The following is a 25,137-nucleotide window of genomic DNA, read 5'->3' as shown; positions in this document are numbered from 1 at the left end:
GTCTCGAACCCCGGACCGGCCACCGTTCGGCGCTGACCGCCGAGCCCGAATGGAGTGTGGTGCTCAGCCGCGGGGGAGCCCTGCTGGTACTCGCGGTGGTGGCGGTCCGGCTGTCGACCCGCACCTTCCGCTCGTACCAGAAGTCCGTCTGACGGACACCGCTACGGTGACGCGCGGCCGGCCCGGTCCGGGATTCCCTTCCCGGGCCGGGCTCTCGGCCTCAGCACCGCCCGTAGCGCGAGGAAGGCCAGCAGCGCGAACGGCGACAGCAGGATCGTCAGCACCAGCAACGGCCCCATCACCAGCGGAGAGATCCCCAGCCGGCGGCCCTCCAGGAACATCCACTGGCCCAGCAGCAGATCCCAGGCGATGACCTGCGCCCAGATCGCCCCCGCCCCGTTCGCCAGGGCCGTCAGATCGCGGAAGGTGTCGATGTCGGGGCTGCGCACCGCGTCCCAGAGCTCGGGGAAGACCGGCAGGGCCATGAGGAGATAGACCGTCAGCACCGGCAGAACGGTGAGTGGGGAGGCGGCGAGGCGCGCGGTGGGGCGCCAGTTCGGCGCGAGGATCATGAGCAGCCAGAACGGGGCTGCCAGCAGGAACGAGATCTCGAAGAGCGCGCCGGTCATGCCGCCGGCTCCCGCTCGGCGGAACCGGAGTCCGTATCGGTACGGACCGTCCGCGGTACGGGAGCCGGCCGCAGTGCCCGGTCCGGGGCGTCGTCGGGGGTGGCCCGGGTGGCGGCGGGAGTGGTCCGGGCCGGGGCGGGGCGGGGGCCGACGGGTCGGGTCCGGCCCTGTAGGCCGTGCGGCCGGTCCGGGCTGCGCGGGACGGGGCCGGGTGGGCGCGGGTCCGGCCGGGTCGACCGCGAGGCCGGTCCGGGCGGCGGTGACCGGGGGTGGCGCGGGCCGCCGGCGGGTGCTCCGGTGTCCTTCCGGGACGGTGCCCTCCCGGGACGGTGCACCCCCGGGACGGTGCACCCCCGGAAACACCTATGCCACGGCCTGCGACCGGGGCATAGGGGTGGGCGTGTTCGTCAGGCCGCGTTCTCCTGCTCGCGCTCCACCTGCGCGTTCCACTCGCGCTTGACCGAGCGCCAGGCGTCGTCGTTCTGGCCGAGCCGCCAGTAGCCGGAGATCGACAGCCGGGGGGGCGCGATCCGGCGGTCCAGGCGCAGATGGCGGCGGATCTCCTTCACGAAGCCCGCCTCGCCGTGGACGAACGCCTGGACCTCGCCCGCCGGGAACTCCAGTTCCTTCACCGCGGCCGTCAGCGCCTCGCCGACCGGGCGCTCCCCGCGGTGCAGCCAGGTCACCTCGACCCCGTCGGGCGTCACGATCTTCTGCTCCTCCGCCGCGTCCGACACCTCGACGAACGCGTGCACCACCGCGCCCGCCGGCATCCGCTCCAGGGCCGCGGCGATGGCCGGCAGGGCGCTCTCGTCGCCCGCCAGGAGGTGCCAGTCCGCCGACGCGTCCGGACCGTAGCCCCCGCCGGGGCCGAGGAAGGTCACCTGATCGCCCGGGGCCGCCCGCATCGCCCAGGGCCCGGCGAGACCCTCATCGCCATGGACCACGAAGTCGATCGCCAGCTCCCGGGCGACCGGGTCCCAGGAGCGCACGGTGTAGGTGCGGGTCGTCGGCCACAGCTCGCGCGGCTGCTCCTCGCGGATGCGGGCCATGTCGAACGGGTGCGCGTAGTCCGCGCCCTCGGGGGCGAAACAGAGCTTGATGTAGTGGTCGGTGAATCCGGAGAGCCCGAAGCCGGCGAGGCCGTCACCGCCGAGCACGACACGCACCATGTGCGGGGTGATCCGCTCGGTGCGCAGAACACGGGCTCCCTGCGCCTTGGGTGCCTGCCGCGCCGGTCGTTCTGCCACGAGGTTCTCCCTGTTCCGATTGCTTAGGCTTACCTAAGTTAGCACCTCATTCGCGCAGTGTGGAGCGCAGGCGTTCCAGCGCACCGCCCAGTCCCCACCGCTTCGCGAGGGCTTCGAGGGCGGCGGGATCGCGCGGCTCGGCGGGCAGCGCGGGGTCGAACTCCGGCAGGGGTACGTCACCGGCGACGCGGACCACCTTCGGCGCGACGGCCACGTAGTCCCGGGCCTCGTCGAGTCGCTTGCGCTGCGAGGGCGTCAGCTTGGCGGCCGGGTCGTCGACCGCCGCCATGATCCCGGCCAGATCCCCGAACGCGTCCAGCAGCTTCGCCGCCGTCTTCTCGCCGATGCCCGGGACGCCCGGCAGTCCGTCGCTCGGATCGCCGCGCAGCAGGGCCAGATCGGCGTAGCCGGAACCGTCCACCCCGTACTTCTCCCGCAGCCAGGCCTCGTCGGTCGACTGGAGCGAGCCGACGCCCTTCAGCGGGTAGAGGACCCGCACCCCGCGCGCGTCGTCGACCAGCTGGTAGAGGTCCCGGTCGCCGGTGACGATGTCCACGGGGCCGGTGGCCAGGCCGGTGAGCGTGCCGATCACATCGTCCGCCTCGTAGCCGGCGACGCCGACGCGGGCGATGCCGAGCGCGTCGAGCACCGCCTCGATGACCGGCACCTGCGGGGCCAGCGTGTCGGGCGTCTCCTCCTCGTCGGGCAGCCCTTCGGCCGTCTCCACTGCCACCCGGTGCGCCTTGTAGGAGGGGATCAGCTCCACCCGCCAGTGCGGCCGCCAGTCCGCGTCCATGCAGGCGACCAGTTCGTCCGGCCGATGGTCCTGCACCAGGCGGCCGATGAAGTCGAGCAGCCCGCGTACGGCGTTGACCGGCGTCCCGTCCGGGGCGCGTACCGAATCGGGAACCCCGAAATAGGCGCGGTAGTAGAGGGAGGCGGTGTCGAGGAGCATCAGGCGTCGCGTCACACACCGATGATGCCGCACCCCACTGACAGCGGCCGTCGCGGACACCGGCGGGCGTCGAGGTCAAGAGGGGCACGGCCCGATGGGAGCCATATTCATGTGACTCGGGTCACTCTTGTGTTTGGCTCGTGTAAGTGGGGGCAGGCGCGCAGCCGGAGCGGATCACGTAGCAATTTCAACTAGTGCACGTGCCAAGCGGGCCGAATCCGCGCCGCTCCACGGTCTGCCGGAGGGGGTGGCGGACCGTTTTTCGGTTCAACGCGCGAGGTGTATGTGTCAAGGCTGCAAGCTGAGCACTTGTACAAAGTGTTCGGCAGACGACCCGATCAAGCCGTGCAGAGGCTCGAAAGCGGCGCCGACCGCGACGAGCTGCGCGCCGACGGAACGACCGCAGCGGTGATCGACGCCTCGTTCACCGTCGACCCGGGCCAGATCTTCGTCGTGATGGGTCTGTCCGGGTCCGGGAAGTCCACGTTGCTGCGCATGCTCAACGGACTTCTGAATCCCACAGCCGGACGCGTGCTGTTCGACGGCCAGGACCTGACCGCCCTGACCCCCGCCGAGCTGCGCCATGTCCGGTCCTCCAAGATCAGCATGGTGTTCCAGCACTTCGCGCTCTTCCCCCACCGGAGCGTGCTGGAGAACGCCGCGTACGGACTCGAAGTACAGGGCGTGCCGCGCGCCGAGCGCGAGAAGCGCGCCGCCGAGGCGCTGGAGCTGACCGGTCTCGCCGGCTGGGAGAAGTCCTGGCCCGACGAGCTGTCCGGCGGCATGCAGCAGCGCGTCGGCCTGGCCCGCGCCCTCGCCACCGACGCCGACCTGCTGCTGATGGACGAGTCCTTCAGCGCGCTCGACCCGCTGATCCGCCGTGACATGCAGGACCAGCTGCTCGAACTCCAGAAGCGCCTGAAGAAGACCATCGTCTTCATCACCCACGACCTCAACGAGGCCATGCGCCTCGGTGACCGTATCGCCGTGATGCGCGACGGGAGGATCGTCCAGCTCGGTACCGCCGAGGACATCCTCGTCACCCCGGCCAACGACTACGTCGCCTCCTTCACCCAGGACGTCGACCGCACCCGGGTGCTGACCGCGGGCGCCATCATGGCGGAGCCGCACACCGTCATGGGCACCAGCACGGACGACGGCGAGGAACTGCGCACCGCCGACGACGTCCTCAGGGCTGCCCCGGCCACCGTCACCGAGTCCACGCCGATCATCGAGCTCTTCACGCCCTGCTCGCAGAGCGGAGTCGCGGTCGCCGTGACCGATGCCGAGGGCAAGCTCGTCGGCGTCGTCCCGCGGGCCCGGCTGCTCGCCGTCCTCGGCGAGCCGATGACCCCCACCGAGGTCCCCGAGGACGTCACGACCACCGCGAAGAAGGTGGCCAGTGTTTAGGCTCCACCTGGGTGACTGGGTCGACTCCGCCGTCAACTGGCTGCAGACCCACCTGTCCTGGCTGTTCGACGCGATCAGCTCGGTCGTCAGCGGCATGTTCGACGGCATAGCCGCCGTGCTCTCCGCCCCCGCACCGCTGCTCTTCGCGGGCATCGTCGCCGTCATCGCCTGGTGGCTGCGCGGTCTGCTCGCGGGAGTGCTCGCCTTCGTCGGCTTCGCCGTCATCGACTCCGTCGAGCTGTGGGACGAAGCGATGGACACCCTCACGCTGGTCCTCGTCGCCACCATCATCGCGCTGGTGCTGGCCGTGCCGCTGGGCATCTGGGCGTCCCGCTCCAAGACCGTCAGCGCGGTGACCCGGCCGGTCCTGGACTTCATGCAGACCATGCCCGCCATGGTCTATCTGATCCCCGGCGTCATCTTCTTCGGCGTGGGCGTGGTGCCCGGCATCATCGCCACCATCATCTTCTCGCTGCCGCCGGGCGTCCGGATGACCGAGCTCGGCATCCGCCAGGTCGACGCCGAACTCGTCGAGGCGGCCGAGGCGTTCGGCACCACGCGGCGCAACACCCTGCTGCGGGTGCAGCTGCCGCTGGCCCTGCCCACGCTCATGGCTGGCATCAACCAGGTCATCATGCTGGGCCTGTCCATGGTGGTCATCGCCGGCATGGTCGGCGGCGGCGGCCTCGGCGGCGCCGTCTACCGCGCCATCGGCAATGTCGACGTCGGCCTCGGCTTCGAGGCGGGCATCTCCATCGTCATCGTGGCGATGTACCTGGACCGGATGACCAGCGCGCTCGGCCGCGAGGTCTCCCCGCTCGCCCGGCGCGCGCTCGCCAGGGCGCAGGCGATGGCCGGCGGGCTGAAGATCTGGAACCACCGTCCGCAGCCCGTCGTCGCGGTCGTCGGTATCGTCGTCCTCGCACTTGTCGCGGGCGGCATGGGCCTCTTCGGCTCCTCGCACTCGGACAAGGCCACCACCGCCGGCGCCTCGGACATCGGCGCGGGCAAGAAGATCAGCATGGGCTACATCCCGTGGGACGAGGGCATCGCCTCCACCTTCCTGTGGAAGGAGATGCTGGAGCGGCGCGGCTTCCAGGTCGACGTCAAGCAGTACGAGGCCGGTGCGCTCTACACCGGTATGGCCAACGGCCAGATCGACTTCGAGACCGACTCGTGGCTCCCGGTCACCCATGCCAGCTACTGGAAGAAGTACCAGGACCGCCTGGAGGACATGGGCTCCTGGTTCGGCCCCACCTCGCTGGAGCTGGCCGTCCCCTCGTACACGAAGGACGTCCGGTCGCTGGACGACCTCAAGGGCAAGGCCTCGCAGTTCAAGGGCCGGATCGTGGGCATCGAGCCGAGCGCCGGTGAGATGGGCCTGCTCAAGGACAAGATCCTGCCGGGTTACGGCCTGGACAAGGAGTACAAGGTCGTCGACGGCTCCACGCCGTCGATGCTGGCCGAGCTGAAGCGCGCCTACGCCAAGAAGGAACCGATCGTCGTCCCGCTCTGGTCGCCGCACTGGGCGTACAACCAGTTCGAACTGACGAAGCTCAAGGACCCCAAGAACCTCTGGGGCAAGGGTGACGGCATCCACACCCTGGCCCGCAAGGGCTTCTCGGCCGACAACCCCGAGGTCGGCACCTGGCTCAAGAACTTCAAGATGAGCGAGGACCAGCTCACCAGCCTGGAAGCGGAGATCCAGAAGGCCGGATCCGGCAAGGAGCAGGAGGCTGTCCGCACCTGGCTGAAGGCCAACCCGGGCGTCGCCGACAAGTGGACCCCCGTCGCCAAGCCCGGTACGTCCAAGAGCGCGAACGGCAAGGACGAGCGCGACCGTGCCGTCGAGATGGCCTGGTTCCCCTGGGAGGAGGACATCGCCGCCACGTACCTGTGGAAGGCGGTCCTGGAGGAGCGCGGCTACACGATCAACCTCAAGCAGTTCGAGGTCGGCCCGATGTACACCGCGATGTCCCGCGGCCAGATCGATGTGCAGTTCGACGGCTGGCTCCCGTACACCCAGAAGAACTACTGGGAGAAGTACGGCTCCCGGCTGACCGACATCGGTTCCTGGTACGGCCCGACGTCGATCGAGATCGCGGTGCCCGACTACGTCAAGGACGTCACGTCCCTCGCCGACCTCAAGGGCAAGTCCTCGCAGTTCAAGGGCCGGATCGTCGGCATCGAGCCGGGCACCGCCACGATGGAGAACCTCAAGAAGAACGTCCTGCCGACCTACGGCCTGGACAAGGAGTACAAGGTCGTCGACTCCTCGACGCCCGGCATGCTCGCCGAGCTGAAGCGCGCGTACGCCAAGAAGGAGCCCATCGCGGTGCTGCTCTGGACGCCGCACTGGGCGTACAACGAGTTCGGCATGACCAAGCTGAAGGACCCGGAGAAGGCCTTCGGCGACGGGGACCGGCTGCACACCATCGCCAGCAAGGACTTCCCGAAGCAGTACCCGCAGCTGACGAAGTGGTTCAAGAACTTCAAGCTGAGCGAGGACCAGCTCGCCGGCCTGGAGAACGAGATCCAGAAGCATGGCACGGGCCATGAGGAGGAGGCCGTGAAGGCCTGGATGGGGAAGAACCCGGGCATCGCGGACAAGATGGCTCCGCAGTAGGGTCTGGAGCACCGAAAAGGGGTGGGCGCCGCCGTCGGCGGGCCCACCCCTTCGGGCTGTCCGGACACTCGTGAACCGGCCGACCTTGCGCAACCGTGTGCGTAATGTGCCCGCAGCCGGAAGGATGACGAGTCGGGAGGGAGCCGGACATGGACGACAAGGAAGCACTCCGCGTGGGCGCCGCGGTCCGCCGACGGCGCAGATCCCTGGGGCTCACCCTGGCCGCGGTCGCCGGACGCAGCGGTCTGTCCGTGCCGTTCCTCAGCCAGATCGAGAACGAGCGGGCCAGGCCCAGCGCCCGGTCCCTGGACCGGGTCGCCGACGCCCTGGAGACCACCACGGCACGGCTGCGCGCCGCCGCCGACTCGGCACGCGCCGTCGAGGTCGTACGGGCGGGCGAGGGTGACGGGGTACGCAGGGTGGTGCGCGGACGCCATCAGCTCAGCGCCCTGGAGTTCACCGGCGAACTCGACCTCGGGCGCGAGTTCCAGCACCGCAACGACGAGGTGATGTACGTGGTGCGGGGCGCGGCGGAGGTGGAGGCCGAGGGGCAGGCGCACCGGCTGGAGGAGGGCGACACACTGTTCCTGTCCGGCGGGGTGCGGCACCGCTGGCGGGCCACGATGCCCGGCACGCGGCTGCTGGTCGTCGCGGTCGCCGAGCACATCGACGCCACTTTCGAGCCACGTCGCTGAGAGAGGAGCAATCGCCGTGCGAGTCGTCTCCCTGGTCCCCTCGCTCACCGAGGCCGTCGCCGTCACCGCCCCCGGCCTGCTGGTCGGCGTCACCGACTGGTGCACCCACCCGCCGGGCCTGACCGCCGCCCGGATCGGCGGCACCAAGAACCCGGACGTGCCCGCCGTCGTCGCACTCCGGCCCGATCTCGTCGTCGCCAACGAGGAGGAGAACCGCGCGTGCGATCTCGCGGCGCTCGGGGACGCCGGGATCGAGGTGCTCGTCACCGGCGTCCGCACCCTCGACCGGGCCTTCGAGGAACTGGAAAGGGTCCTGGTCACCGCCTGCGGACAGACCAGGCCGCGCTGGCTGGACGAGGCCGAGGCCGGCTGGGCCGCGCTCCCGACGCCCCGCGCCCCGCGCCGTGCGGTCGTGCCCGTCTGGCGCAGGCCCTGGATGGTGCTGGGCCGTGACACCTTCGCCGGGGACCTGCTGGCCAGGCTCGGTGTCGAGAACGTCTACGCGGACCACGCCGAGCGCTATCCCCGCATCCCGCTCGGCGCACTCAACACGGCGGGTGCCGACCTGGTCGTCCTGCCCGACGAGCCGTACCGCTTCACCGCGGACGACGGGCCCGAGGCGTTTCCGGCACTGCCCGCCGCACTCGTCGACGGGCGATTCCTCACGTGGTACGGGCCGTCACTGGCGCAGGCGCCTTCGGCGCTGCGAGCAGCGCTCCGCTGAACAGCCCGCGCAGCGTCCGGAGCCCGGCCACCGCCCAAGCCGTCACCAGCAGCACGTACAGGGCGACGGCCAGCCAGGTGTACGCCGTGAGCCCGGTGTGCCGGGCCAGACCCGCGGCGCCCGTGACACACGTACCGACCGGGAAGGTGAAGCCCCACCACGTCATGCTGAAGGTCATGCCGTTCCGTGCGGCCCGCACCACCAGCGCGACGGCCAGCGCCAGCCACATCAGCGCGAAGCCCATCACCGGCACCCCGTACAGCACGGCGAACACCCCGAGGCCCGAGGCGTAGGGCGCTCCGATCGACCCCGGCGCCACATCGGCGAGCTGATTGACCGCGGTCGTCGACTGCCCCAGCGGACCGAGGACCAGGAACAGCGTGGGTGTCAGTACGAGCGGCAGCGGGCCCTGGTGGACGAGCCGGGCGAAGATGAGCGGCAGCATCACCAACGTGGCCAGCAGACTCAGCCCGAACATCGCGTAGCAGGCCAGCAGCATCGCCTCCCGCCACTGACCGGCGGGCAGTTCCGGCACCAGCAGCGGGCCGAGTGCCGCGGAGACCATCGGGGCGACCACCGGCAGCAGCCACACCGGCGACGCGGTGCCGGGCTCGACCCGGTGGCGCACGACCATCAGATACGGAATCGCGACCGCGGAGGCCAGTCCGACCATCGTGCCCGTCGTGTACAGCACCACATCGAGCGCCAGGGCCGCCGGATGCCCGATGACATCCCGGCCGACCACCATCGTCGAGCCGCCGACCGCCAGCAGCGCCATCGCGAGACAGCCGTAGAACGGGGCGACGGCGGGGTCGAGCAGATGGGTGCGGGCCTGGTCGCGATGGGCGATCCAGTGGCCGGTACGGGCCGTGAGCACGGCGACGAGCATGACCGCTGCGAGAGCCCACACCACCGTGCAGACACCGCGGAGCCCCGGGATGTGCACGGGCAGGGTGGCACCCGCGCTCGCGACGATGGCGGTGCCCATGACGGTCGCGTACCAGTTGGGGCCGATGTGCCGCAGGTGCGGGAGCCGTGGAGCGGTCGCATACGTGGCTGGGGACTGCTGGGTCTGCGGAAAGATGGCCATGCCACGATTTTCGGCGCGCGGGCCGGGCCCCACCAGGGACACCGTCTCTATGAGGTCATAAGCTGGCTTTATGGCCGGTGAACAATACATTCCGCTCGCGCACCGGGTCCCCGACCTCGGCGCGCTGGAGCTGCTCCTCGCCGTCGCCCGGCACGGCAGCCTGGGGCGCGCCGCACGGGACGTCGGCGTCACCCAGCCCGCGGCCAGCAGCCGCATCCGGTCGATGGAGCGGCAGCTCGGCCTGGCGTTGCTGGACCGTTCACCGCGCGGCTCCCGGCTCACCGACGCCGGCGCGCTGGTCACCGACTGGGCGCGCAGGATCGTCGAGGCGGCCGAGGCGTTCGACGCCGGAGCGCAGGCGCTGCGCGACCGGCGGGATTCCCGGCTGCGGGTCGCCGCCTCGATGACCATCGCCGAATACCTGCTGCCGGGCTGGCTGATAGCGCTGCGCGCCGAACGGCCGGACACCGCGGTCTCGCTGCTCGCCGGAAACTCGGCGGCGGTCGCGGGGCGGCTCCTCGTCGGCGAGGCCGACCTCGGTTTCGTGGAGGGCCTCTTTGTGCCGGAAGGGCTCGACGGTACGGTCATCGCCCACGACCGTCTCGTCGTCGTGGTGGCTCCCTCGCACGCGTGGGCCCGCCGCCGGACCGCCCTGACCCCGCAGGAACTGGCCGTGACCCCGCTGATCCTGCGCGAGCACGGCTCCGGCACCCGCCAGGTCCTCGACGCGGCCCTGGCCGCGCACGGCGGCCTCGCCCAGCCCCTGCTCGAACTCTCCTCGACCACCGCGGTGAAGGGGGCGGCGGAGAGCGGCGCGGGACCGTGCGTGCTGAGCGAGCTGGCGCTGGGCGAGGAACTGTCCGCCAGACGGCTGGTCAAGATCCCGATCGCCGGAGTACGGCTCCGCCGTCAGCTCCGCGCGGTATGGCCCTCGGGCCACCGTCCGACCGGCCCGGCCCGGGATCTGCTGTCGCTCACGGGCCGCGACCTGTAGCGGTCCGGACGACGGGCTGGTGACGGGCCCTGCGGCCGCGCGTTCTCAGGCCCCCGTCGTCCGCGGCGACGTGAGGTCCTCGAACGACGTACGGGCCTGGACGAGCCGGGTCGTGGAGGCCGTCACCAGTGCCTGCGTCAGCCGTGGGTCGTCGCCCATCTCCGGATGCCACTGCACCCCGAGCACCCACTGCGCTCCCGGCAGTTCGACCGCCTCGATCGTGCCGTCCGTCGCGTGGGCGGAGGCCACCAACCCCGGTGCGAGCCGCTCCACACACTGGTGGTGATAGGTGGGGACGTCGGTCTCCTCGGGCACGATCGACGCGTAGCGGGTGTCCGGTACGGGGGTCACGGGGTGGGTGCCGAGGACCCCGGTCGCGCCCAGGGGGCCGGCGTGCCCGTCGAGGTGCTGGGTCAGGGTGCCGCCGAGCGCCACGTTGAGCAGCTGCATACCGCGGCAGATGCCGAGCACCGGTGTGCCGGACTCCAGCGCGGCCCTGATCAGGGCCAGCTCCCAGACGTCGCGCTCCCGCGCCGGCGGACCGGTCCGGAAGTCGCGCTCCGCGCCGTACCGTTCCGGTTCCACATCGGCACCGCCCGCGATCACGAGACCGTCCAGCCGGGCCACCGCGGCCGCCGCCCGGCCGGGGGCGTCCGGGGGGAGCAGCGCGGCGAGGCCGCCGGACCGCTGGACCATGCGCGGGTAGGCGGCCGGGAGGAGGGCGGCGGGCAGCTCCCAGACACCCCAGCGCGCCACGGGCTCCAGATAGGTGGAGACGCCGATGAGAGGTTCGGACACGGGATGTCCCTCCGGTCGGCCGCCTGTGCGGGCGGACTCGGTTCCATGATGTCAATGGTGGCAGAGAATACCTTTACGTTTCCGGGGGTCGGTACGGGAGCGGCAGCTGTGGTATGGGTGCCGTGCCGCGGCTCAGGTCAGGAATCCGCGCAACAACGCGGCCGTGCCCGCGCAGTGCTCACGCATCACCGCACGCGCCGCCTCCGCGTCCCCGTCGAGAACCGCCTCGACCAGACTCGTGTGCTGATGCTGTGAATGCTCCAGGTTCCGCACGAGCAGCGGTATGCAGTCCAGCAGGTCGTTGAGCGTGGCCCGGACGGCCGCGTACTGCGCGGTCAGCGTCGCGGAGCCGGAGAGTTCGGCCAGAGTGAGATGGAACAGGGTGTCGAGCCTGCGGTACTCGGGCAGAGGTGCTTCGTGAGTCGCCGTCAGAGCCGCACGCAGCCGGTCCGCGCCCTCGTCCGTCAGCCCCTGTGCGGCGCACAGCCCGGCGGCCCCGGCCTCCAGCACCTCGCGGAAGCGCAGCACGTCCTCGATGTCGACGGACTGCACCTTCCGGCGCAGCTCGTCCTCGCCCGGACTGCCGGTGCGGGGCAGCACGAACGTCCCGCCGTACCGCCCCCGCCTGCTCTCCACCAGGCCCTGGTCCTGCAGGACCTTCAGCACCTCGCGCAGCGTGACCCGGCTGATCCCCAGCAGCTCGGCCAGCTCGCGCTCGGCCGGCAGCCGCCCGCCGCCGGGCACCAGTCCGAGCCTGACCACCTGGAGGATCTGTTCCAGCGCCTCCTCGAAGCCGTTCCCCGCCCGGACCGGCCGCAGGACGGGCATCGGACGGTCGGTGAACTCGCTTTCCTCGGCCACGTCCCGTGTTCCCTTCACAATTAATGGTTCTCTCGCATACCTTAAGCGTTCCGGCTGACCGAAGGAGGAATTTCCCGTGGCAGACCGAACCCCACCGCTCGGGATCGAGGAGCTGCGCGCCCTCGTCGCAAGCGGTGAGATCGACACCGTCGTCCTCGCCTTCCCCGACATGCAGGGACGGCTGCAGGGCAAGCGGTTCGCCGCCCGCTTCTTCCTCGACGAGGTCGTGGAGCACGGCACCGAGGGATGCAACTACCTGCTCGCCGTCGACACGGACATGAACACCGTCGACGGATTCGCGATGTCCTCCTGGGACCGCGGCTACGGCGACTTCGCCATGCACGCCGACCTCTCCACCCTGCGCCCGGCGCCCTGGAACGAGGGCACGGCCATGGTCATGGCCGACCTCACCCAGGTGGACGGCGCCCCCGTCGCCGCCGCGCCCCGGCGGATCCTGGGCCGCCAGCTGGAACGGCTGGCGGAGCTCGGCTACACGGCCCATGTCGGCACCGAACTCGAATTCATCGTCTTCAAGGACACCTACGAGCAGGCCTGGGACCGCAACTACCGCGACCTGACCCCGGCCAACCAGTACAACATCGACTACTCCGTCCTCGGCACCGGCCGCGTCGAGCCGCTGCTGCGCCGCATCCGCAACGACATGACCGCCGCGGGTCTCACCGTCGAGTCGGCCAAGGGCGAGTGCAACCCCGGCCAGCACGAGATCGTGTTCCGTTACGACGAGGCCCTGGTCACCTGCGACCAGCACGCCGTCTACAAGACCGGCGCCAAGGAGATCGCCGCCCAGGAGGGGGTCGCGCTCACCTTCATGGCCAAGTTCAACGAGCGCGAGGGCAACTCCTGCCACATCCACCTCTCGCTCCAGCCCGTCGACGAGCCCGGGCACAACGCCATGGCGGGCGAGGACGGCGGCATGTCCCCGGTGATGCGCCACTTCCTCGCCGGACAACTGGCCGCCCTGCGCGACTTCTCCCTCCTGTACGCACCCAACATCAACTCCTACAAACGCTTCCAGCCGGGCTCCTTCGCCCCGACCGCCGTCGCCTGGGGCCACGACAACCGCACCTGCGCGCTGCGCGTCGTCGGCCACGGCCGCTCGACGCGCTTCGAGAACCGGCTGCCCGGCGGTGACGTCAACCCGTACCTCGCCGTCGCCGGCATGGTCGCGGCGGGCATCCACGGCATCGAGAAGGGACTCGAACTCCCCGAGCCGTGCGGGAGCAACGCCTACACCGCCGCATACGACCACGTCCCCACCACGCTGCGCGAGGCCGCCGGACTCTGGGAGAGGAGCGAGATCGCCGGGGCGGCCTTCGGCGACGACGTCGTCGCGCACTACCGCAACATGGCCCGCGTCGAACTCGAAGCCTTCGACGCCGCAGTGACCGACTGGGAGCTCCGCCGCTCCTTCGAACGCCTGTGAGGCACTGAGTGACCACACCCGACCACCCGGTGGAACACCACGTACTCAACCCGGCGACGGAGGAACTCCTCGCCACCGTCCCGTCCACCACCGTCGCCGAGGTCGACGCGGCGGTCGTGCGGGCCGCGGCCGCCCAGCGCACCTGGGCCGCCCTCGCCCCCGCCGACCGCGCCCGGCTGCTGCGCCGCTTCGCCCTGGCCGTCGACGGCGAAGCCGAGGCACTCGCCCGACTGGAGGTCCAGGAGGCCGGCCACACTCTCGGCAACGCCCGTTGGGAAGCGGCCAACGTCCGTGATCTGCTCGACTACGCGGCCGGGGGAGTGGAACGGCTCACCGGCCGGCAGATCCCGGTGCCCGGCGGACTCGACATCACGCTCCTCGAACCCCTCGGCGTCGTCGGCGTCATCGCACCGTGGAACTTCCCCCTGCCGATCGCCGCCTGGGGCATGGCCCCCGCCCTCGCCGCGGGCAACGCCGTACTCCTCAAACCTGCCGAGACCACTCCGCTCACCGCCCTGCGACTGGCCGGGATCGCCCTGGACGCGGGGCTTCCGGAACACCTGCTCCAGGTGCTGCCGGGCGCGGGCGACGTGACGGGCAACGCCATGGTCGAGCACCCCGGCATCGCCAAGATCGTCTTCACCGGCTCCACCCGGATCGGCAAGCGGATCATGGCCAAATGCGCCGCCCGGGTGAAGCGGCTCACCCTCGAACTCGGCGGCAAGAGCCCCAACATCGTCTTCGCCGACGCCGACATCGAGGCCGCCGCGGCCGCCGCACCCATGGCGTTCCTGGACAACGCGGGCCAGGACTGCTGCGCCCGCACCCGCATCCTGGTCCAGCGATCCGCGTACGACCGCTTCCTGGAACTCCTCGCCCCGGCGATCGAATCGGTCGTCGTGGGTGACCCGTCCGACGAGAACACCCAGATGGGCCCGCTGATCTCCCGGGCGCAACTGGAACGGGTCCGCAGCTACGTCCCCGAGGACGCGACCGCCCTCAGCGGCAAGGCACCCGAGGGCCCCGGGTTCTGGTTCCCGCCGACCGTCCTCACCGACGCCCGCCCCGACTCGCCCGTCGCCACCGAAGAGGTCTTCGGACCGGTCGCCGTCGTCCTGCCCTTCGACGACGAGGCCGACGCCGTCCGGCTCGCCAACGCGACGGAGTACGGCCTGGCCGGCTCGGTCTGGACCCGTGACGTGGGCCGCGCGCTGCGCGTCTCACAGGCGGTCCGGGCCGGAAACCTCTCCGTCAACTCCCACTCCAGCGTCCGCTACTGGACCCCGTTCGGCGGCTACGGGCAATCCGGACTCGGCCGCGAACTCGGCCCCGACGCGCTCGCCGCATTCACCGAGACCAAGAACGTCTTCTTCAGCACGGAGGCCTGAGCCCGCATGACCACCACCGACAGCGAGAACATCTGCCGCCGCCTGGCCGGCCGCACCGCCGTCATCACCGGAGCCGCCAGTGGCATCGGCCTGGCCACCGCACGCCGCCTGGCGTCGGAGGGCGCGAACGTCGTCTGCGGGGACATCGACGAGAACGCGGGCAAGGCCGCGGCCGAGGAGGTCGGCGGCACCTTCGTACGGGTGGACGTCACCGACCCGGAACAGGTCGAGGCGCTCTTCAAGACCGCGTTCGACACCTACGGCTCCGTCGACATCGCCTTCAACAACGCGGGCATCTCCCCGCCGGACGACGACTCCATCCTTACCACCGGCCTGGAGGCGTGGAAGCGCGTCCAGGACGTCAACCTCACCTCCGTCTACCTCTGCTGCAAGGCCGCCCTGCCCTACATGCGCCGCCAGGGCCGCGGTTCGATCATCAACACCGCGTCCTTCGTCGCGATCATGGGAGCGGCCACCAGCCAGATCTCGTACACCGCGTCCAAGGGCGGCGTCCTCGCCATGTCCCGCGAACTCGGCGTGCAGTTCGCCCGCGAGGGCATCCGGGTCAACGCGCTGTGCCCGGGACCGGTCAACACCCCGCTGCTCCAGGAACTGTTCGCCAAGGATCCGGAGCGCGCCGCCCGCAGGCTGGTGCACATCCCGGTCGGCCGCTTCGCCGAGGCCACGGAGATCGCGGCGGCGGTCGCCTTCCTCGCGAGCGACGACTCCTCGTTCGTCAACGCCACCGACTTCCTCGTCGACGGGGGTATCTCCGGGGCGTACGTCACACCCCTCTAGAGCCTCGGTACCGGGCCGGGCTCGCGTGCTCCGGTGCCACCGTCCCCGGACCGTTCGGGCCGCCCGAGGCGGCCGGGGACGCGTACGGGAACGGTGACGGCCGCCGGATCGGCACGCGAGCCCGGCACGATCCGAACGAGAGGAACCAGGTGCGGCCGCTCGGCCTTCCCTCGACGGACGGCGGCTCTCCCCCGACAGCCGGTGGCGAAGCACCGGTCATCGTGCGCCACGCGTGCGACGCGGGGCCCGACGGCCCGCCGCTCTCCCGCACGGACATTGCCACCAAGGCGATCCGGCCGATCGACGACGGCCGGACGAGCGGCGGCGCGGGCAGCTCCGTGGCACCCTGGCCCCGGCCGGGGACCCCGGCTCAGAGGAACGTACGGCCCTCGCCCCGGTACGTCGGCACGGCAGCCGTCACACGGTCGCCCTCGACCAGCTGCAACTCGTCGAAGCGCTCGCACAGTTCACCGGCCTTCGCATGCCGGAACCACACCTTGTCACCGATCAGCAGATCGTCGGCCGGGGCGCCGAGCAGCGGGGTCTGCACCTCGCCCGGCCCCTCCTGCGGGTCGTAGCGCAGCCCCTCCGGCAGATACGGGACGGGCAGCCGGTCCGCCCCCGCGGGTCCGGACGCCGGATAGCCGCCCCCGAGGACCGTCACCGCACCCACACCCGGCCGACGCACCACCGGCTGGGCGAACAGTGCCGCCGGACGCGCCGTGAACGACGTGTAGTTGTCGAACAGCCGCGGTACGTAGAGCCCGGACCCGGCCGCGATCTCGGTCACCGCGCGCTCCGCCGCCGTGTGCTGGACGCTGCCGGTGCCACCGCCGTTCACGAACTCCAGATCCGGTGCCACCGCCCGCACCGCCCGCACCACCTCGGCCCGCCGGACAGCCAGTTCCCGGCGGCCCGTGGCCTGCATCAGCCGGATCGCCCGGGAGCGCAGCGGCCGGCCCGCGACCGAGTCGCCGACCCCGGCGATGTGCCCCTCGTACGCCATCAGACCCACCAGCCGGAAGCCGGGCCTGCGCGCCACCGAGCGTGCCAGCTCGGCCAGTTGGGCGGGGGAGCGCAGCGGTGAGCGCAGGGCGCCGATCCTGACCCGGCCGCCGAGCAGCCGCAACGAGGTGTCCAGCTCCAGACAGACCCGGATCTCCTCGCGGCCACCGGCCCGCGCCGCGTCGATCAGCTCCAGCTGCGCGTGGTCGTCCACCATCACCGTCACGGCGGCGGCCAGCTTCGGGTCGGCGGCCAGCTCCGCGAAGGCGGCCCGGTCGGCCGACGGATAGGCCAGCAGCACGTCCTCGAAACCGGCCCGCGCCAGCCACAGAGACTCGGCCAGCGTGAACGACATGATCCCCGCGAAACCCGGCCGCGCGAGCACCCGCTCCAGCAGGGTCCGGCAGCGCACCGACTTGCTCGCCACCCGGATCGGCTTCCCGGCGGCCCGGCGCACGAGATCGTCGGCATTGGCATCGAACGCGTCCAGATCGACGATGGCGATCGGGGCGTCCAGATGGGCGGTGGCCCGGTTGTAGCGGGTCCGGTCAGCGGCGCGGGCAGTCATGGCCGCAGCTTGCCAGACGTCCGTACCGCTGGGTAGGGGGATGATCTGCGCAGATCGTCCAGGGGCGCGGCGTCCCGCTCCCGCAGGGGCCGTCCCACCCCGTAGAGTGACGGGCACGCGGCAACCAACAGGCCTGCCTGTGACGTCGATCCGCGCACGGTACGGAACAGGACCAGGGGGGCGGATGAGTACCGAGGCGCCACGTGCTCCTGTCCCGCCCCGCCCCACGACCCCGCCGCCACCGACGACCGCACATCCCGCGCGGCGTCCTGCCGACATCTCGGCCGCCGCGCCCGTCCCGCCCCGCCCCACGACCCCGCCGCCCGGAGAGCCGACGCCGAACCCCGGTCCGGCGGTGCCCGTGGTCCCGACCGCCCCGGCAGCGCCCTCCGCGTCTCGGCCACCGGAGCCGGAGCAGCGGCCGCAGCGACCGGCGCCGCCTCAGGGGCCGCAGCCGGTGGTGACGCCTCAGACGCCGCCCGCGGCCGAAGCGCCGCCCGTGGAGACGACGGCCCGGCTCCGGCCCGTGCCCCTGGCCCCCTCGTCCGCCGTTCCCGCCGCCGCGCCGCGCCGCCCCGAGCAGCCGCCCGCCCCGACCCGCCGACGGCCCGTCGGTGCCGTGGACCTCACCCCGCACCCGGGTGCGGGGTCGCCACCGACCGGGCCGGCGCATCTCCCGCACGCGTACCAGCAGCCTCGGACCTACCCGTACGGCCACCCGCCGCCCGAGACCCCCGTCGAGACCACGACCCGGCTGCGCCCCATCCGTACCCGCCGGCCCCTCAGGACCGCGACCGCCGCCGCGTGTGTGGTGCTCGGGCTCGGACTGATCGGCGGCGCGGCCACCGGCGCCTGGCTGACCAGCGACTCCTCGGCCGACCCGGCCGCCCATAGCGCCTACACCGTGGGCCGCTCGGCCTGGCACAGCGTCCCCGTGGACACCCTCTTCCCGCGCACGCTGGCCGGTGACGGGGCGGGGCCCGGCGGTGCCGACCGGGTCTGGACCCGGGTCGCCGTCGCCCCGGACGGCGGCTGCGCGTCGGCCCTGGACCCGCTGTTGGCCAGGACCCTCGCCCCCGTCGGGTGCGAGCGCATGCTCCGGGCCACCTACACCGACGCCACCAGCAGCGGCGTCACCACGGTCGGGGTGATCTTCACCGAGGGTGACACGGAGGCCATGAGGGCGCTGAGCACCCGCTTCACCGACCAGCACCTCGACCGGCGCGCCGACCTGATGCCCCGTGCGTACTCCGTCAAGGACACGGTCGCCGCCGGATTCGGCGACCGGCAGCGCGCCAGCTGGACCATCCACGTACTGACCGAGGTCCCCGTCGTCGTGTTCGCCGTCTCCGGATTCGCCGACGGCCGCACGGTCCCCGATCCGCAACCCGCCGCCAAGGCCATGGCCGCGAACGCCACCACGGCCGCCGCCCAGGCCGGACTCGGCCACGAGGCCAAGGGAATCGCCGACCGGATCGAACGCGGCCTGCGCCGGGCCGTCACCGACCTCACGGAGAAGCCGGAATGAGCCGCCGCACGCGCCGCCGCGCCCTGGGCGCCGTCTGCGCCGCCACCGCGTTCGCCCTCCTGCCCGCGGAGCCGGCCGGGGCCGATGCCATCCGGGACCAGCAGTGGGGCCTCCAGGCTCTCCACACCGATCAGGCCTGGCGGACCACCAAGGGCAGGGGAATCACCGTGGCCGTCGTCGACACCGGGGTCGACGGCAGCCTCCCCGACCTCGCGGGCCAGGTGCTGCCCGGCAAGGACATGATCGGATTCGGCGCCGGCCGCGGCGACCGCTCCTGGGCCCGGCACGGCACCGCGATGGCCGGGATCATCGCGGGTCACGGCCATGGTGACGGACGCGGCGACGGCGTCCAGGGCATCGCGCCCGAGGCGAAGATCCTTCCGGTCCGGGTGATTCTCGAAGCTTCCGACCCGTCCCGCGCCAAGGCCCGGGAGTCCCGGGGCACGGCCCTCGCCGACGGCATCCACTGGGCCGCCGACCACGGCGCCGACGTCATCAACCTCTCGCTCGGCGACGACAGCGAGTCGGCCCACCCCGAACCGGGCGAGGACGCCGCCATCCAGTACGCGCTGAAGAAGGGCGCCGTCGTCGTCGCCTCGTCGGGCAACGGGGGCGAGAAGGGCGACCACATCTCGTACCCCGCCGCCTATCCCGGCGTGATAGCGGTCGCCGCCGTCGACCGGTACGGCACCCACGCCGGGTTCTCCACCCGCCGCTGGTACGCGACCGTCAGCGCCCCCGGAGTCGACATCGTCGTCCCCGCCCCCGACCGTCAGTACTACGTGGAGTGGGGCACCTCCGCCGCCGCCGCGTTCGTCTCGGGCGCGGTCGCGCTGGTCCGCGCCGCGCACCCGGGACTGACCCCCGCCCAGATCAAGCGCCTGCTCACGGACACGGCCCGCAGCGCCCCGGCATCCGGCCGGGACGACGCCCGGGGGTACGGCATCGTCGACCCCGCCGCGGCGATCAGGGCCGGGGCAGCGCTCCGTCCCGCCGGCCTGCGTGCCGAGTCCGCCGAGACCGGATACCGGAAGCCGTACTTCGGCCCCGGCCCCACCCCCGAGCGCCATGACAGCGGCCCCGCGGGCTGGCTCGCCCCCGCCGCGGGCGGTCTCGGAGCGGTCCTGCTGGCACTGGCCGTGGTGCTGTGGCGCGGCAGGGGCGGCAGACCGGCCACCGTACGGCGCTGAACGCGGCCCCGCCCGTCGCGTACTCACCGAGCGGCGTCGAGCACACCCACCGCCGCCTGCGCCACCGACTCGACGAGCGCAATGCCCGCCTCCATCGTCCGCTGCCCGCCCGAGAGCACCGCCACCAGATAGGTGCGGCCGTCCGCCCGCACCTGTCCGATGCTGTTGATGTCCCACAGCCCGGTCGTCGTCCGGGGCAGCCAGCCGTTCTTCAGGGCCCAGTCGCTGCCCGCCGCCGACACCCCCCACTGCTGGTCGGCCACGACCTGCTCCATCAGCCGCCGCAGATAGGTGCGGGAGGCCGCGCTCAGTTCCGATCCCGTACCGAACACCGCCTTCAGCAGGGTCAGTTGATCCGCCGCAGTGGTACTGGTCAGACCCCATGCGTGCGCGGCCGTCGTCCCGGTCAGGCCCAGGCGGGCGTTGGCCGCGTCGAGTGCTTTCGACCCGCCGATCGCCCGTAGCAGCGCGGTGGCGGCGGCGTTGTCGCTCCACTTGATCATGGCTGCCGAGAGATCCCGCTCGTCGGAGGTGAGCACGCGCCTCTCGTCCTGGGCCCGGAGCAGCAGCACCGCGAGTATGTCGACCTTGACGATGCTGGCGGTGTCGTACGTGCCGTCCCCGTAGACCGCCTGTGCCCCGCTCCCCGTGTCCAGCACCGCGACGGACACCTCCGCGTCACCCACGTCGGTCAGCAGCGGCTCCACCGCCGCGGCCAGCGCCGCGTCGAGATCCATCGGCGGCTCCTCACTCGTCGTTGCCGGGACCGGAGTGCTCCCGGCGGCCGGTACGGACGATACGGACGCCGAGGCGCGGGGAGCGTGATCCGACGACCGGCCGGCCAGACAGATGCCACCCGCGGCCGAACCCACCAGCAGAAGCACGGCCGTCACGGCTACGGACAGCGTGGAGCCGCGGAATCTACTTCGGGACATGCATCGGACGTTAGGAACAGCACCTGGGAACTGGCTGAGTCCGACCTGTTGCCAGGGTAAGAAACCCCCGGTTGCAGGGTAAGAAACCCCCGGTTGCCAGGGTGGGAATCCCCAGGCACTACGCTCGCCCCGTGGCGCTGAAGAACATTCCGGACCCCGGTTACTCCGACGACGACGGCACGGCTGATCCGGCCCTGAGCGCGGCACTGGCCGCGTGGGCCGAGGACCGGAAGGCCGTCGGCCCGGTCCTCGAAGCACTCCAGGGCACCCGGCTCCTGGTCCCCGTCGTCGCCGTGCTCGGCGAGGTGGAGGAGGACGAGCGGGGGCTGCGCCGCGAGAAGACCAGCGACATGGCCGTCCCCACCCTTCAGGCGGGAGACCGCCGGGCCCTGCCCGCCTTCACCTCGACCGACTCGCTGGCCCGCTGGGATCCGCAGGCCCGCCCCGTCGCCGTGCCCCTGCACCAGGCACTGCAGGCCGCCGCGCACGAGAAGGCGGACACGGTCGTCCTCGATCTCGCCGGCCCGGTGGCGTTCGAGCTGACCGGTCCCGCCCTGCTCGCCCTCGCCGAGGGCCGCACCAGCGCCGATCCGCTGGACGACCCCGCGGTCACCTCGGCGGTACGGCACGCGGTCGCCGCGGAACCCGCGGTGCTCCGCGCCCACCTCGGTCCCGGGCGGGCGGACGGCACCCTCGCGCTCGTGCTCGCCCCCGAAGCGGAGCCCGCCGACGCCGCCCGACGGGTCGCGGAACGGCTGGCGGCCGATGAGGTCCTGCGCGCGCGCCTGGTGCGTGGCCTGGACCTGGCGCTGCTCCCGGCCGACGCGACCGCTCCCGGTGAGGCCCTGTTCACGCGCTGATCGCCCGGCCGGTCCGGCGCGTACGGATGCACGTGCCGACCGCCGGACCGGCGTTCGGACGGCGGTCCCGTGCCGGAGGGCTCGCAGACCCGGCAGGTGCCGGGGCCGGAGACGACGAAGGCCGTGGACCCGGGCCCGGGACGGGCAGGGGCCCACGGCCGTGGAACGTCGTGGAGCGGTTCGGGCGGGCGGGTGGGCTCAGCCGAAGACAGGACCCGTGTACTTCTCGCCGGGACCCTGGCCGGGCTCGTCCGGAACGAGCGACGCCTCGCGGAAGGCGAGCTGCAGGGACTTCAGGCCGTCACGCAGCGGAGCCGCGTGGAACGAGCTGATCTCGGTGGTGCTGGCGTCCAGCAGGCCGGCCAGCGCGTGCACCAGCTTGCGGGCCTCGTCGAGGTCCTTGTGCTCGTCGCCGTCCTCGGTCAGTCCGAGCTTCACGGCTGCGGCGCTCATCAGGTTGACCGCGACCGTCACGATCACCTCGACCGCGGGCACCTCCGCGATGTCGCGGGCCATGTCGTCGAAGCCGGGGGAATCGGTGGTGGGTGTCGCGTCACTCATGAGCCCTACGATAGGCCCCCCGCGGCGCCCCCCTGTCTGCGGGAGCCGCGGGCGGCAGCCGGTTAGCGCCCGCCCGGGGGAGCTGCTAACCTTGTGTAACGACCGGCTGGGCAGCTATGTGCCCGGCCCACAAGTGGAGGCTCCGATCTCCCACCTGGCTGTCCTCATCGGACAGCGGGTCACCGGTCAGGTGGCGACCATCGTTCCGTACGGACGATGGAGCCGCCCGATGCGCCCCGCGGTTGACCGCGGCGGTGTTCCGGTTGTTCCAGGAGCCCCGCCTGTGTCCCGTCCGGGGCATTTTTCTTGGCCTGGTGCGGTTGGTCTCACGCAACAGACGTTACGTGGCTGTCCGCCAGGCGGCCGCGTGGTGCTACCGAGGAGGATCCATCAGCGCCGAGCCCCGCATCAACGACCGGATTCGCGTACCCGAGGTGCGACTTGTCGGTCCCAGCGGCGAGCAGGTCGGGATTGTTCCGCTTGCCAAGGCCCTGGAACTCGCACAGGAGTACGACCTCGACCTGGTCGAGGTGGCGGCGACCGCCCGTCCGCCCGTGTGCAAGCTCATGGACTACGGGAAGTTCAAGTACGAGTCGGCCATGAAGGCCCGTGAGGCGCGCAAGAACCAGGCGCACACGGTCATCAAGGAGATGAAGCTCCGGCCGAAGATCGACCCGCACGACTATGACACCAAGAAGGGTCACGTCGTCCGGTTCCTCAAGCAGGGCGACAAGGTCAAGATCACGATCATGTTCCGTGGTCGTGAGCAGTCCCGCCCCGAGCTGGGCTTCCGACTGCTCCAGCGTCTCGCTTCGGACGTGGAGGAACTCGGCTTCATCGAGTCCAACCCGAAGCAGGACGGCCGGAACATGATCATGGTTCTGGGCCCGCACAAGAAGAAGACCGAAGCCATGGCCGAGGCCCGCGAGGCCCAGGCCGCCCGCAAGGCGGAGCGTCAGGGATCCACCCCCGACGCCGAAGCCGCGGGGGAGGCTGCCCCGCAGCCCGAGGCTTCGGCCGAGACACCTTCCGAGGCGTGACCTCAGGGGGCCGCCATCCAGGCGGCCCCGGGTCCCCCCGGAATCCCCACCAAGATCTGACGCCCCTGCTGTCCGGTGCCCGCACCGAGAGGGGCGCCACTGACGAGGAGAGAACGGCGCGATGCCGAAGAACAAGACGCACAGCGGTGCCAGCAAGCGCTTCAAGATCACCGGCTCCGGCAAGGTGCTCCGTGAGCGCGCCGGCAAGCGCCACCTTCTTGAGCACAAGTCGTCCAAGAAGACCCGCTCGCTGACCGGCACGGTCGAGCTGGCCCCGGCCGACGCCAAGAAGGTCAAGAAGCTTCTCGGCAAGTGAGGCCGAAGCCCCCGGTGAATCCGGGGGCGGCGACCTCGACCAGACCGGGACCAATTCGTTTCCGGGCCGTGTGAGTCCAACCACGGCCCCGCTACAAGGAGTTAAAAAGTGGCACGCGTCAAGCGGGCAGTAAACGCTCACAAGAAGCGCCGGGCGATCCTCGAGCAGGCCAGCGGTTACCGGGGCCAGCGCTCCCGCCTGTACCGCAAGGCGAAGGAGCAGGTCACCCACTCCCTCGTCTACAACTACAACGACCGCAAGAAGCGCAAGGGCGACTTCCGTCAGCTGTGGATCCAGCGCATCAACGCCGCTGCCCGCCAGAACGGCATGACGTACAACCGCCTCATCCAGGGTCTGAAGGCCGCCAACATCGAGGTGGACCGCAAGATCCTGGCCGAGCTCGCGGTCAACGACGCCAACGCGTTCGCCGCCCTCGTCGAGGTCGCCCAGAAGGCCCTCCCGAGCGACGTCAACGCCCCGAAGGCCGCCTGACCCAGGTCGCACTTCTTGGCTTCTGAGCCGGACCCGCAGGCGCTCGTCGTCTGCGGGTCCGGTGCGTTGCACGACGTGTTCCGTACGTCCGTCACCTCCGTACCCGTCACCACCCCCGTACGCAGAGAGGCTCGCCGCCGACCATGGGCACCCCCGAACTGATCTCCCCGCGATCGCCGCGCGTCACCGCCGCCCGGCGGCTGGCCAAGCGCAATTTCCGCGGCAAGGAGCGCAGGTTCATCGCCGAGGGGCCGCAGGCCGTGCGCGAGGCCGCCGAGCACCGCGGCGACGACGGCGAAGCGACGCTGATCGAGCTGTTCGCCACCGTCGAGGCGGCCGAGCGGTACGCCGACATCGTCGAAGCCGCCCACGCGGCCGGCGCCCGGGTGCACCTCGCGGACGGAGACGTGCTCGCCGATGTGTCGCAGACCGTCACCCCGCAGGGCCTGATCGGTGTCTGCCGCTTCCTCGACTCGCCGTTCGAGGCCATCCTCGCCGCGAAGCCGAAACTGGTCGCCGTCCTCGCCCACGTACGCGATCCCGGGAACGCCGGTACGGTGCTGCGCTGCGCCGACGCCGCGGGCGCCGACGCCGTCGTGCTCACGGACGCCTCGGTGGATCTCTACAACCCCAAGTCGGTCCGGGCCTCGGTCGGGTCGCTCTTCCATCTGCCGGTCTCCGTCGGTGTCCCGGTCGAGCGGGCCGTCCAGGGACTGAGGGAGGCGGGCGTGCGGATTCTCGCCGCCGACGGCGCCGGTGAGGACGACCTCGACGACGAGCTCGACGCGGGGACCATGGGCGGGCCGACCGCCTGGGTCTTCGGCAACGAGGCCTGGGGCCTGCCGGAGGAGACCCGGGCGCTGGCCGACGCCGTGGTGCGGGTGCCGATCCACGGCAAGGCGGAGAGCCTCAATCTGGCGACGGCGGCGGCCGTCTGCCTGTACGCCTCCGCCCGCGCGCAGCGCCCGCGCGGTTAGGGT

General features: G+C 71.7%; 24 protein-coding genes and 1 pseudogene. 16 read left to right on the top strand and 9 right to left on the bottom strand.

Translation table 11 applies throughout. The annotated features are described in order from the left end of the window. Positions 1–23: 23 nt before the first annotated feature. Positions 24–152: pseudogene (locus tag ACZ68L_RS05220) on the top strand (ABC transporter permease); the annotation flags it as partial. Between the two features lie 9 nt (positions 153–161). Here the strand turns inward: ACZ68L_RS05220 and ACZ68L_RS05215 are convergent. The 3 genes from ACZ68L_RS05215 to ACZ68L_RS05205 all read right to left on the bottom strand — a co-directional run bounded on the left by ACZ68L_RS05215 (position 162) and on the right by ACZ68L_RS05205 (position 2,834). Next, positions 162–629 carry an ABA4-like family protein gene (locus tag ACZ68L_RS05215; protein ID WP_469574297.1) on the bottom strand — a complete coding sequence of 156 codons (468 nt, stop codon included), beginning with the start codon at positions 627–629 and terminating at the stop codon, positions 162–164. 407 nt (positions 630–1,036) lie between these two features. Then, on the bottom strand, positions 1,037–1,879 hold the full coding sequence (locus ACZ68L_RS05210) for a siderophore-interacting protein (RefSeq protein ID WP_469574296.1): 843 nt from the start codon (positions 1,877–1,879) through the stop codon (positions 1,037–1,039). Between the two features lie 46 nt (positions 1,880–1,925). Then, positions 1,926–2,834: a 5'-3' exonuclease gene (locus tag ACZ68L_RS05205; RefSeq protein WP_469574571.1), complete on the bottom strand. Its 909-nt coding sequence runs from the start codon at positions 2,832–2,834 to the stop codon at positions 1,926–1,928. Positions 2,835–3,179: 345 nt separating this feature from the next. Here ACZ68L_RS05205 and ACZ68L_RS05200 point away from each other — a divergent pair, with 345 nt between their 5' ends. The 4 genes from ACZ68L_RS05200 (at position 3,180) to ACZ68L_RS05185 (ending at position 8,289) form a co-directional block, all read left to right on the top strand. Next, entirely contained in the window at positions 3,180–4,244 is a 1,065-nt protein-coding gene (locus tag ACZ68L_RS05200) for a quaternary amine ABC transporter ATP-binding protein (protein ID WP_469574295.1), read from the top strand. Beyond that, positions 4,237–6,870, top strand: coding sequence for an ABC transporter permease/substrate binding protein (locus ACZ68L_RS05195; protein ID WP_469574294.1), 2,634 nt, complete (start codon positions 4,237–4,239; stop codon positions 6,868–6,870). Before ACZ68L_RS05200 ends, ACZ68L_RS05195 begins: the two co-directional genes overlap by 8 nt. Before the next feature lie 149 nt (positions 6,871–7,019). Beyond that, positions 7,020–7,565 (top strand): helix-turn-helix domain-containing protein, encoded by a 546-nt coding sequence (locus tag ACZ68L_RS05190; protein WP_469574293.1) that lies wholly within the window; start codon positions 7,020–7,022, stop codon positions 7,563–7,565. Between the two features lie 16 nt (positions 7,566–7,581). Next, entirely contained in the window at positions 7,582–8,289 is a 708-nt protein-coding gene (locus tag ACZ68L_RS05185) for a helical backbone metal receptor (RefSeq protein ID WP_469574292.1), read from the top strand. Here ACZ68L_RS05185 and ACZ68L_RS05180 read toward each other — a convergent pair. Further along, positions 8,228–9,379, bottom strand: a complete 1,152-nt coding sequence (locus tag ACZ68L_RS05180; protein ID WP_469574291.1) for a TDT family transporter — start codon at positions 9,377–9,379, stop codon at positions 8,228–8,230. The two genes, ACZ68L_RS05185 and ACZ68L_RS05180, sit on opposite strands and share 62 nt — an antisense overlap. A gap of 70 nt (positions 9,380–9,449) precedes the next feature. On the opposite strand from ACZ68L_RS05180, the gene ACZ68L_RS05175 reads away from it, so the two are divergent. Then, positions 9,450–10,373 (top strand): LysR family transcriptional regulator, encoded by a 924-nt coding sequence (locus ACZ68L_RS05175; protein WP_469574289.1) that lies wholly within the window; start codon positions 9,450–9,452, stop codon positions 10,371–10,373. A gap of 45 nt (positions 10,374–10,418) precedes the next feature. On the opposite strand, the gene ACZ68L_RS05170 is transcribed toward ACZ68L_RS05175, so the two are convergent. Then, on the bottom strand, positions 10,419–11,171 hold the full coding sequence (locus tag ACZ68L_RS05170; protein WP_469574288.1) for a gamma-glutamyl-gamma-aminobutyrate hydrolase family protein: 753 nt from the start codon (positions 11,169–11,171) through the stop codon (positions 10,419–10,421). A 132-nt stretch (positions 11,172–11,303) separates the two neighbouring features. Further along, positions 11,304–11,999 (bottom strand): FadR/GntR family transcriptional regulator, encoded by a 696-nt coding sequence (locus tag ACZ68L_RS05165; protein ID WP_469574570.1) that lies wholly within the window; start codon positions 11,997–11,999, stop codon positions 11,304–11,306. A gap of 109 nt (positions 12,000–12,108) precedes the next feature. Between ACZ68L_RS05165 and ACZ68L_RS05160 the strand changes: the two genes are divergently transcribed. Genes ACZ68L_RS05160 through ACZ68L_RS05150 form a run of 3 tightly spaced genes read left to right on the top strand, consistent with a single transcriptional unit; the run spans position 12,109 to position 15,662 of the window. Then, positions 12,109–13,476, top strand: coding sequence for a glutamine synthetase family protein (locus ACZ68L_RS05160; protein ID WP_469574287.1), 1,368 nt, complete (start codon positions 12,109–12,111; stop codon positions 13,474–13,476). 8 nt (positions 13,477–13,484) lie between these two features. After that, entirely contained in the window at positions 13,485–14,864 is a 1,380-nt protein-coding gene (locus ACZ68L_RS05155) for an aldehyde dehydrogenase family protein (RefSeq protein WP_469574285.1), read from the top strand. A gap of 6 nt (positions 14,865–14,870) precedes the next feature. Next, positions 14,871–15,662, top strand: coding sequence for a 3-oxoacyl-ACP reductase (locus tag ACZ68L_RS05150; protein WP_469574284.1), 792 nt, complete (start codon positions 14,871–14,873; stop codon positions 15,660–15,662). 370 nt (positions 15,663–16,032) lie between these two features. On the opposite strand, the gene ACZ68L_RS05145 is transcribed toward ACZ68L_RS05150, so the two are convergent. Continuing rightward, positions 16,033–17,235 carry an amino acid deaminase/aldolase gene (locus tag ACZ68L_RS05145; RefSeq protein WP_469574282.1) on the bottom strand — a complete coding sequence of 401 codons (1,203 nt, stop codon included), beginning with the start codon at positions 17,233–17,235 and terminating at the stop codon, positions 16,033–16,035. A gap of 619 nt (positions 17,236–17,854) precedes the next feature. Here ACZ68L_RS05145 and ACZ68L_RS05140 point away from each other — a divergent pair. After that, positions 17,855–18,763 carry a hypothetical protein gene (locus ACZ68L_RS05140; RefSeq protein WP_469574568.1) on the top strand — a complete coding sequence of 303 codons (909 nt, stop codon included), beginning with the start codon at positions 17,855–17,857 and terminating at the stop codon, positions 18,761–18,763. Beyond that, positions 18,760–19,953: a type VII secretion-associated serine protease mycosin gene (gene mycP, locus ACZ68L_RS05135; protein ID WP_469574281.1), complete on the top strand. Its 1,194-nt coding sequence runs from the start codon at positions 18,760–18,762 to the stop codon at positions 19,951–19,953. The genes ACZ68L_RS05140 and mycP overlap by 4 nt, the downstream gene beginning before the upstream one ends. 23 nt (positions 19,954–19,976) lie before the next feature. Here the strand turns inward: mycP and ACZ68L_RS05130 are convergent, their stop codons facing one another. After that, the gene (locus ACZ68L_RS05130) at positions 19,977–20,888 is read right to left on the bottom strand and encodes a serine hydrolase (protein ID WP_469574279.1); all 912 of its coding nucleotides are present in this window, start codon (positions 20,886–20,888) and stop codon (positions 19,977–19,979) included. A gap of 131 nt (positions 20,889–21,019) precedes the next feature. Between ACZ68L_RS05130 and ACZ68L_RS05125 the strand changes: the two genes are divergently transcribed. Next, entirely contained in the window at positions 21,020–21,748 is a 729-nt protein-coding gene (locus tag ACZ68L_RS05125; RefSeq protein ID WP_469574278.1) for an SseB family protein, read from the top strand. A 198-nt stretch (positions 21,749–21,946) separates the two neighbouring features. On the opposite strand, the gene ACZ68L_RS05120 is transcribed toward ACZ68L_RS05125, so the two are convergent. Continuing rightward, the gene (locus tag ACZ68L_RS05120; RefSeq protein ID WP_093896122.1) at positions 21,947–22,309 is read right to left on the bottom strand and encodes a DUF1844 domain-containing protein; all 363 of its coding nucleotides are present in this window, start codon (positions 22,307–22,309) and stop codon (positions 21,947–21,949) included. 344 nt (positions 22,310–22,653) lie between these two features. On the opposite strand from ACZ68L_RS05120, the gene infC reads away from it, so the two are divergent. The 4 genes from infC (at position 22,654) to ACZ68L_RS05100 (ending at position 25,134) form a co-directional block, all read left to right on the top strand. Then, complete coding sequence (gene infC / locus ACZ68L_RS05115) at positions 22,654–23,349, top strand: translation initiation factor IF-3 (RefSeq protein ID WP_469574276.1); 696 nt, start codon at positions 22,654–22,656, stop codon at positions 23,347–23,349. A gap of 121 nt (positions 23,350–23,470) precedes the next feature. Then, positions 23,471–23,665: a 50S ribosomal protein L35 gene (gene rpmI, locus ACZ68L_RS05110; protein WP_114243588.1), complete on the top strand. Its 195-nt coding sequence runs from the start codon at positions 23,471–23,473 to the stop codon at positions 23,663–23,665. 108 nt (positions 23,666–23,773) lie between these two features. After that, positions 23,774–24,157, top strand: a complete 384-nt coding sequence (rplT, locus tag ACZ68L_RS05105; protein ID WP_018103794.1) for a 50S ribosomal protein L20 — start codon at positions 23,774–23,776, stop codon at positions 24,155–24,157. A 143-nt stretch (positions 24,158–24,300) separates the two neighbouring features. Then, positions 24,301–25,134: a TrmH family RNA methyltransferase gene (locus ACZ68L_RS05100; protein ID WP_469574273.1), complete on the top strand. Its 834-nt coding sequence runs from the start codon at positions 24,301–24,303 to the stop codon at positions 25,132–25,134. Positions 25,135–25,137 lie beyond the last annotated feature (3 nt).

It is taken from the genome of Streptomyces sp. NPDC104309, assembly GCF_055584025.1.
This window is presented reverse-complemented; position numbering and strand designations above follow the sequence as displayed.

What these genes read in the sequence shown, in the direction of transcription:
- ACZ68L_RS05205 (WP_469574571.1), bottom strand. Translation starts at nt 2,834, where the DNA reads ATGCTCCTCGACACCGCCTCCCTCTACTACCGCGCCTATTTCGGGGTT.
- ACZ68L_RS05175 (WP_469574289.1), top strand. Translation starts at nt 9,450, where the DNA reads ATGGCCGGTGAACAATACATTCCGCTCGCGCACCGGGTCCCCGACCTC.
- ACZ68L_RS05165 (WP_469574570.1), bottom strand. Translation starts at nt 11,999, where the DNA reads ATGCCCGTCCTGCGGCCGGTCCGGGCGGGGAACGGCTTCGAGGAGGCG.
- ACZ68L_RS05100 (WP_469574273.1), top strand. Translation starts at nt 24,301, where the DNA reads ATGGGCACCCCCGAACTGATCTCCCCGCGATCGCCGCGCGTCACCGCC.
- ACZ68L_RS05190 (WP_469574293.1), top strand. Translation starts at nt 7,020, where the DNA reads ATGGACGACAAGGAAGCACTCCGCGTGGGCGCCGCGGTCCGCCGACGG.
- ACZ68L_RS05120 (WP_093896122.1), bottom strand. Translation starts at nt 22,309, where the DNA reads ATGAGTGACGCGACACCCACCACCGATTCCCCCGGCTTCGACGACATG.
- mycP (WP_469574281.1), top strand. Translation starts at nt 18,760, where the DNA reads ATGAGCCGCCGCACGCGCCGCCGCGCCCTGGGCGCCGTCTGCGCCGCC.
- ACZ68L_RS05180 (WP_469574291.1), bottom strand. Translation starts at nt 9,379, where the DNA reads ATGGCCATCTTTCCGCAGACCCAGCAGTCCCCAGCCACGTATGCGACC.
- ACZ68L_RS05150 (WP_469574284.1), top strand. Translation starts at nt 14,871, where the DNA reads ATGACCACCACCGACAGCGAGAACATCTGCCGCCGCCTGGCCGGCCGC.
- rpmI (WP_114243588.1), top strand. Translation starts at nt 23,471, where the DNA reads ATGCCGAAGAACAAGACGCACAGCGGTGCCAGCAAGCGCTTCAAGATC.
- ACZ68L_RS05145 (WP_469574282.1), bottom strand. Translation starts at nt 17,235, where the DNA reads ATGACTGCCCGCGCCGCTGACCGGACCCGCTACAACCGGGCCACCGCC.
- ACZ68L_RS05215 (WP_469574297.1), bottom strand. Translation starts at nt 629, where the DNA reads ATGACCGGCGCGCTCTTCGAGATCTCGTTCCTGCTGGCAGCCCCGTTC.
- ACZ68L_RS05130 (WP_469574279.1), bottom strand. Translation starts at nt 20,888, where the DNA reads ATGTCCCGAAGTAGATTCCGCGGCTCCACGCTGTCCGTAGCCGTGACG.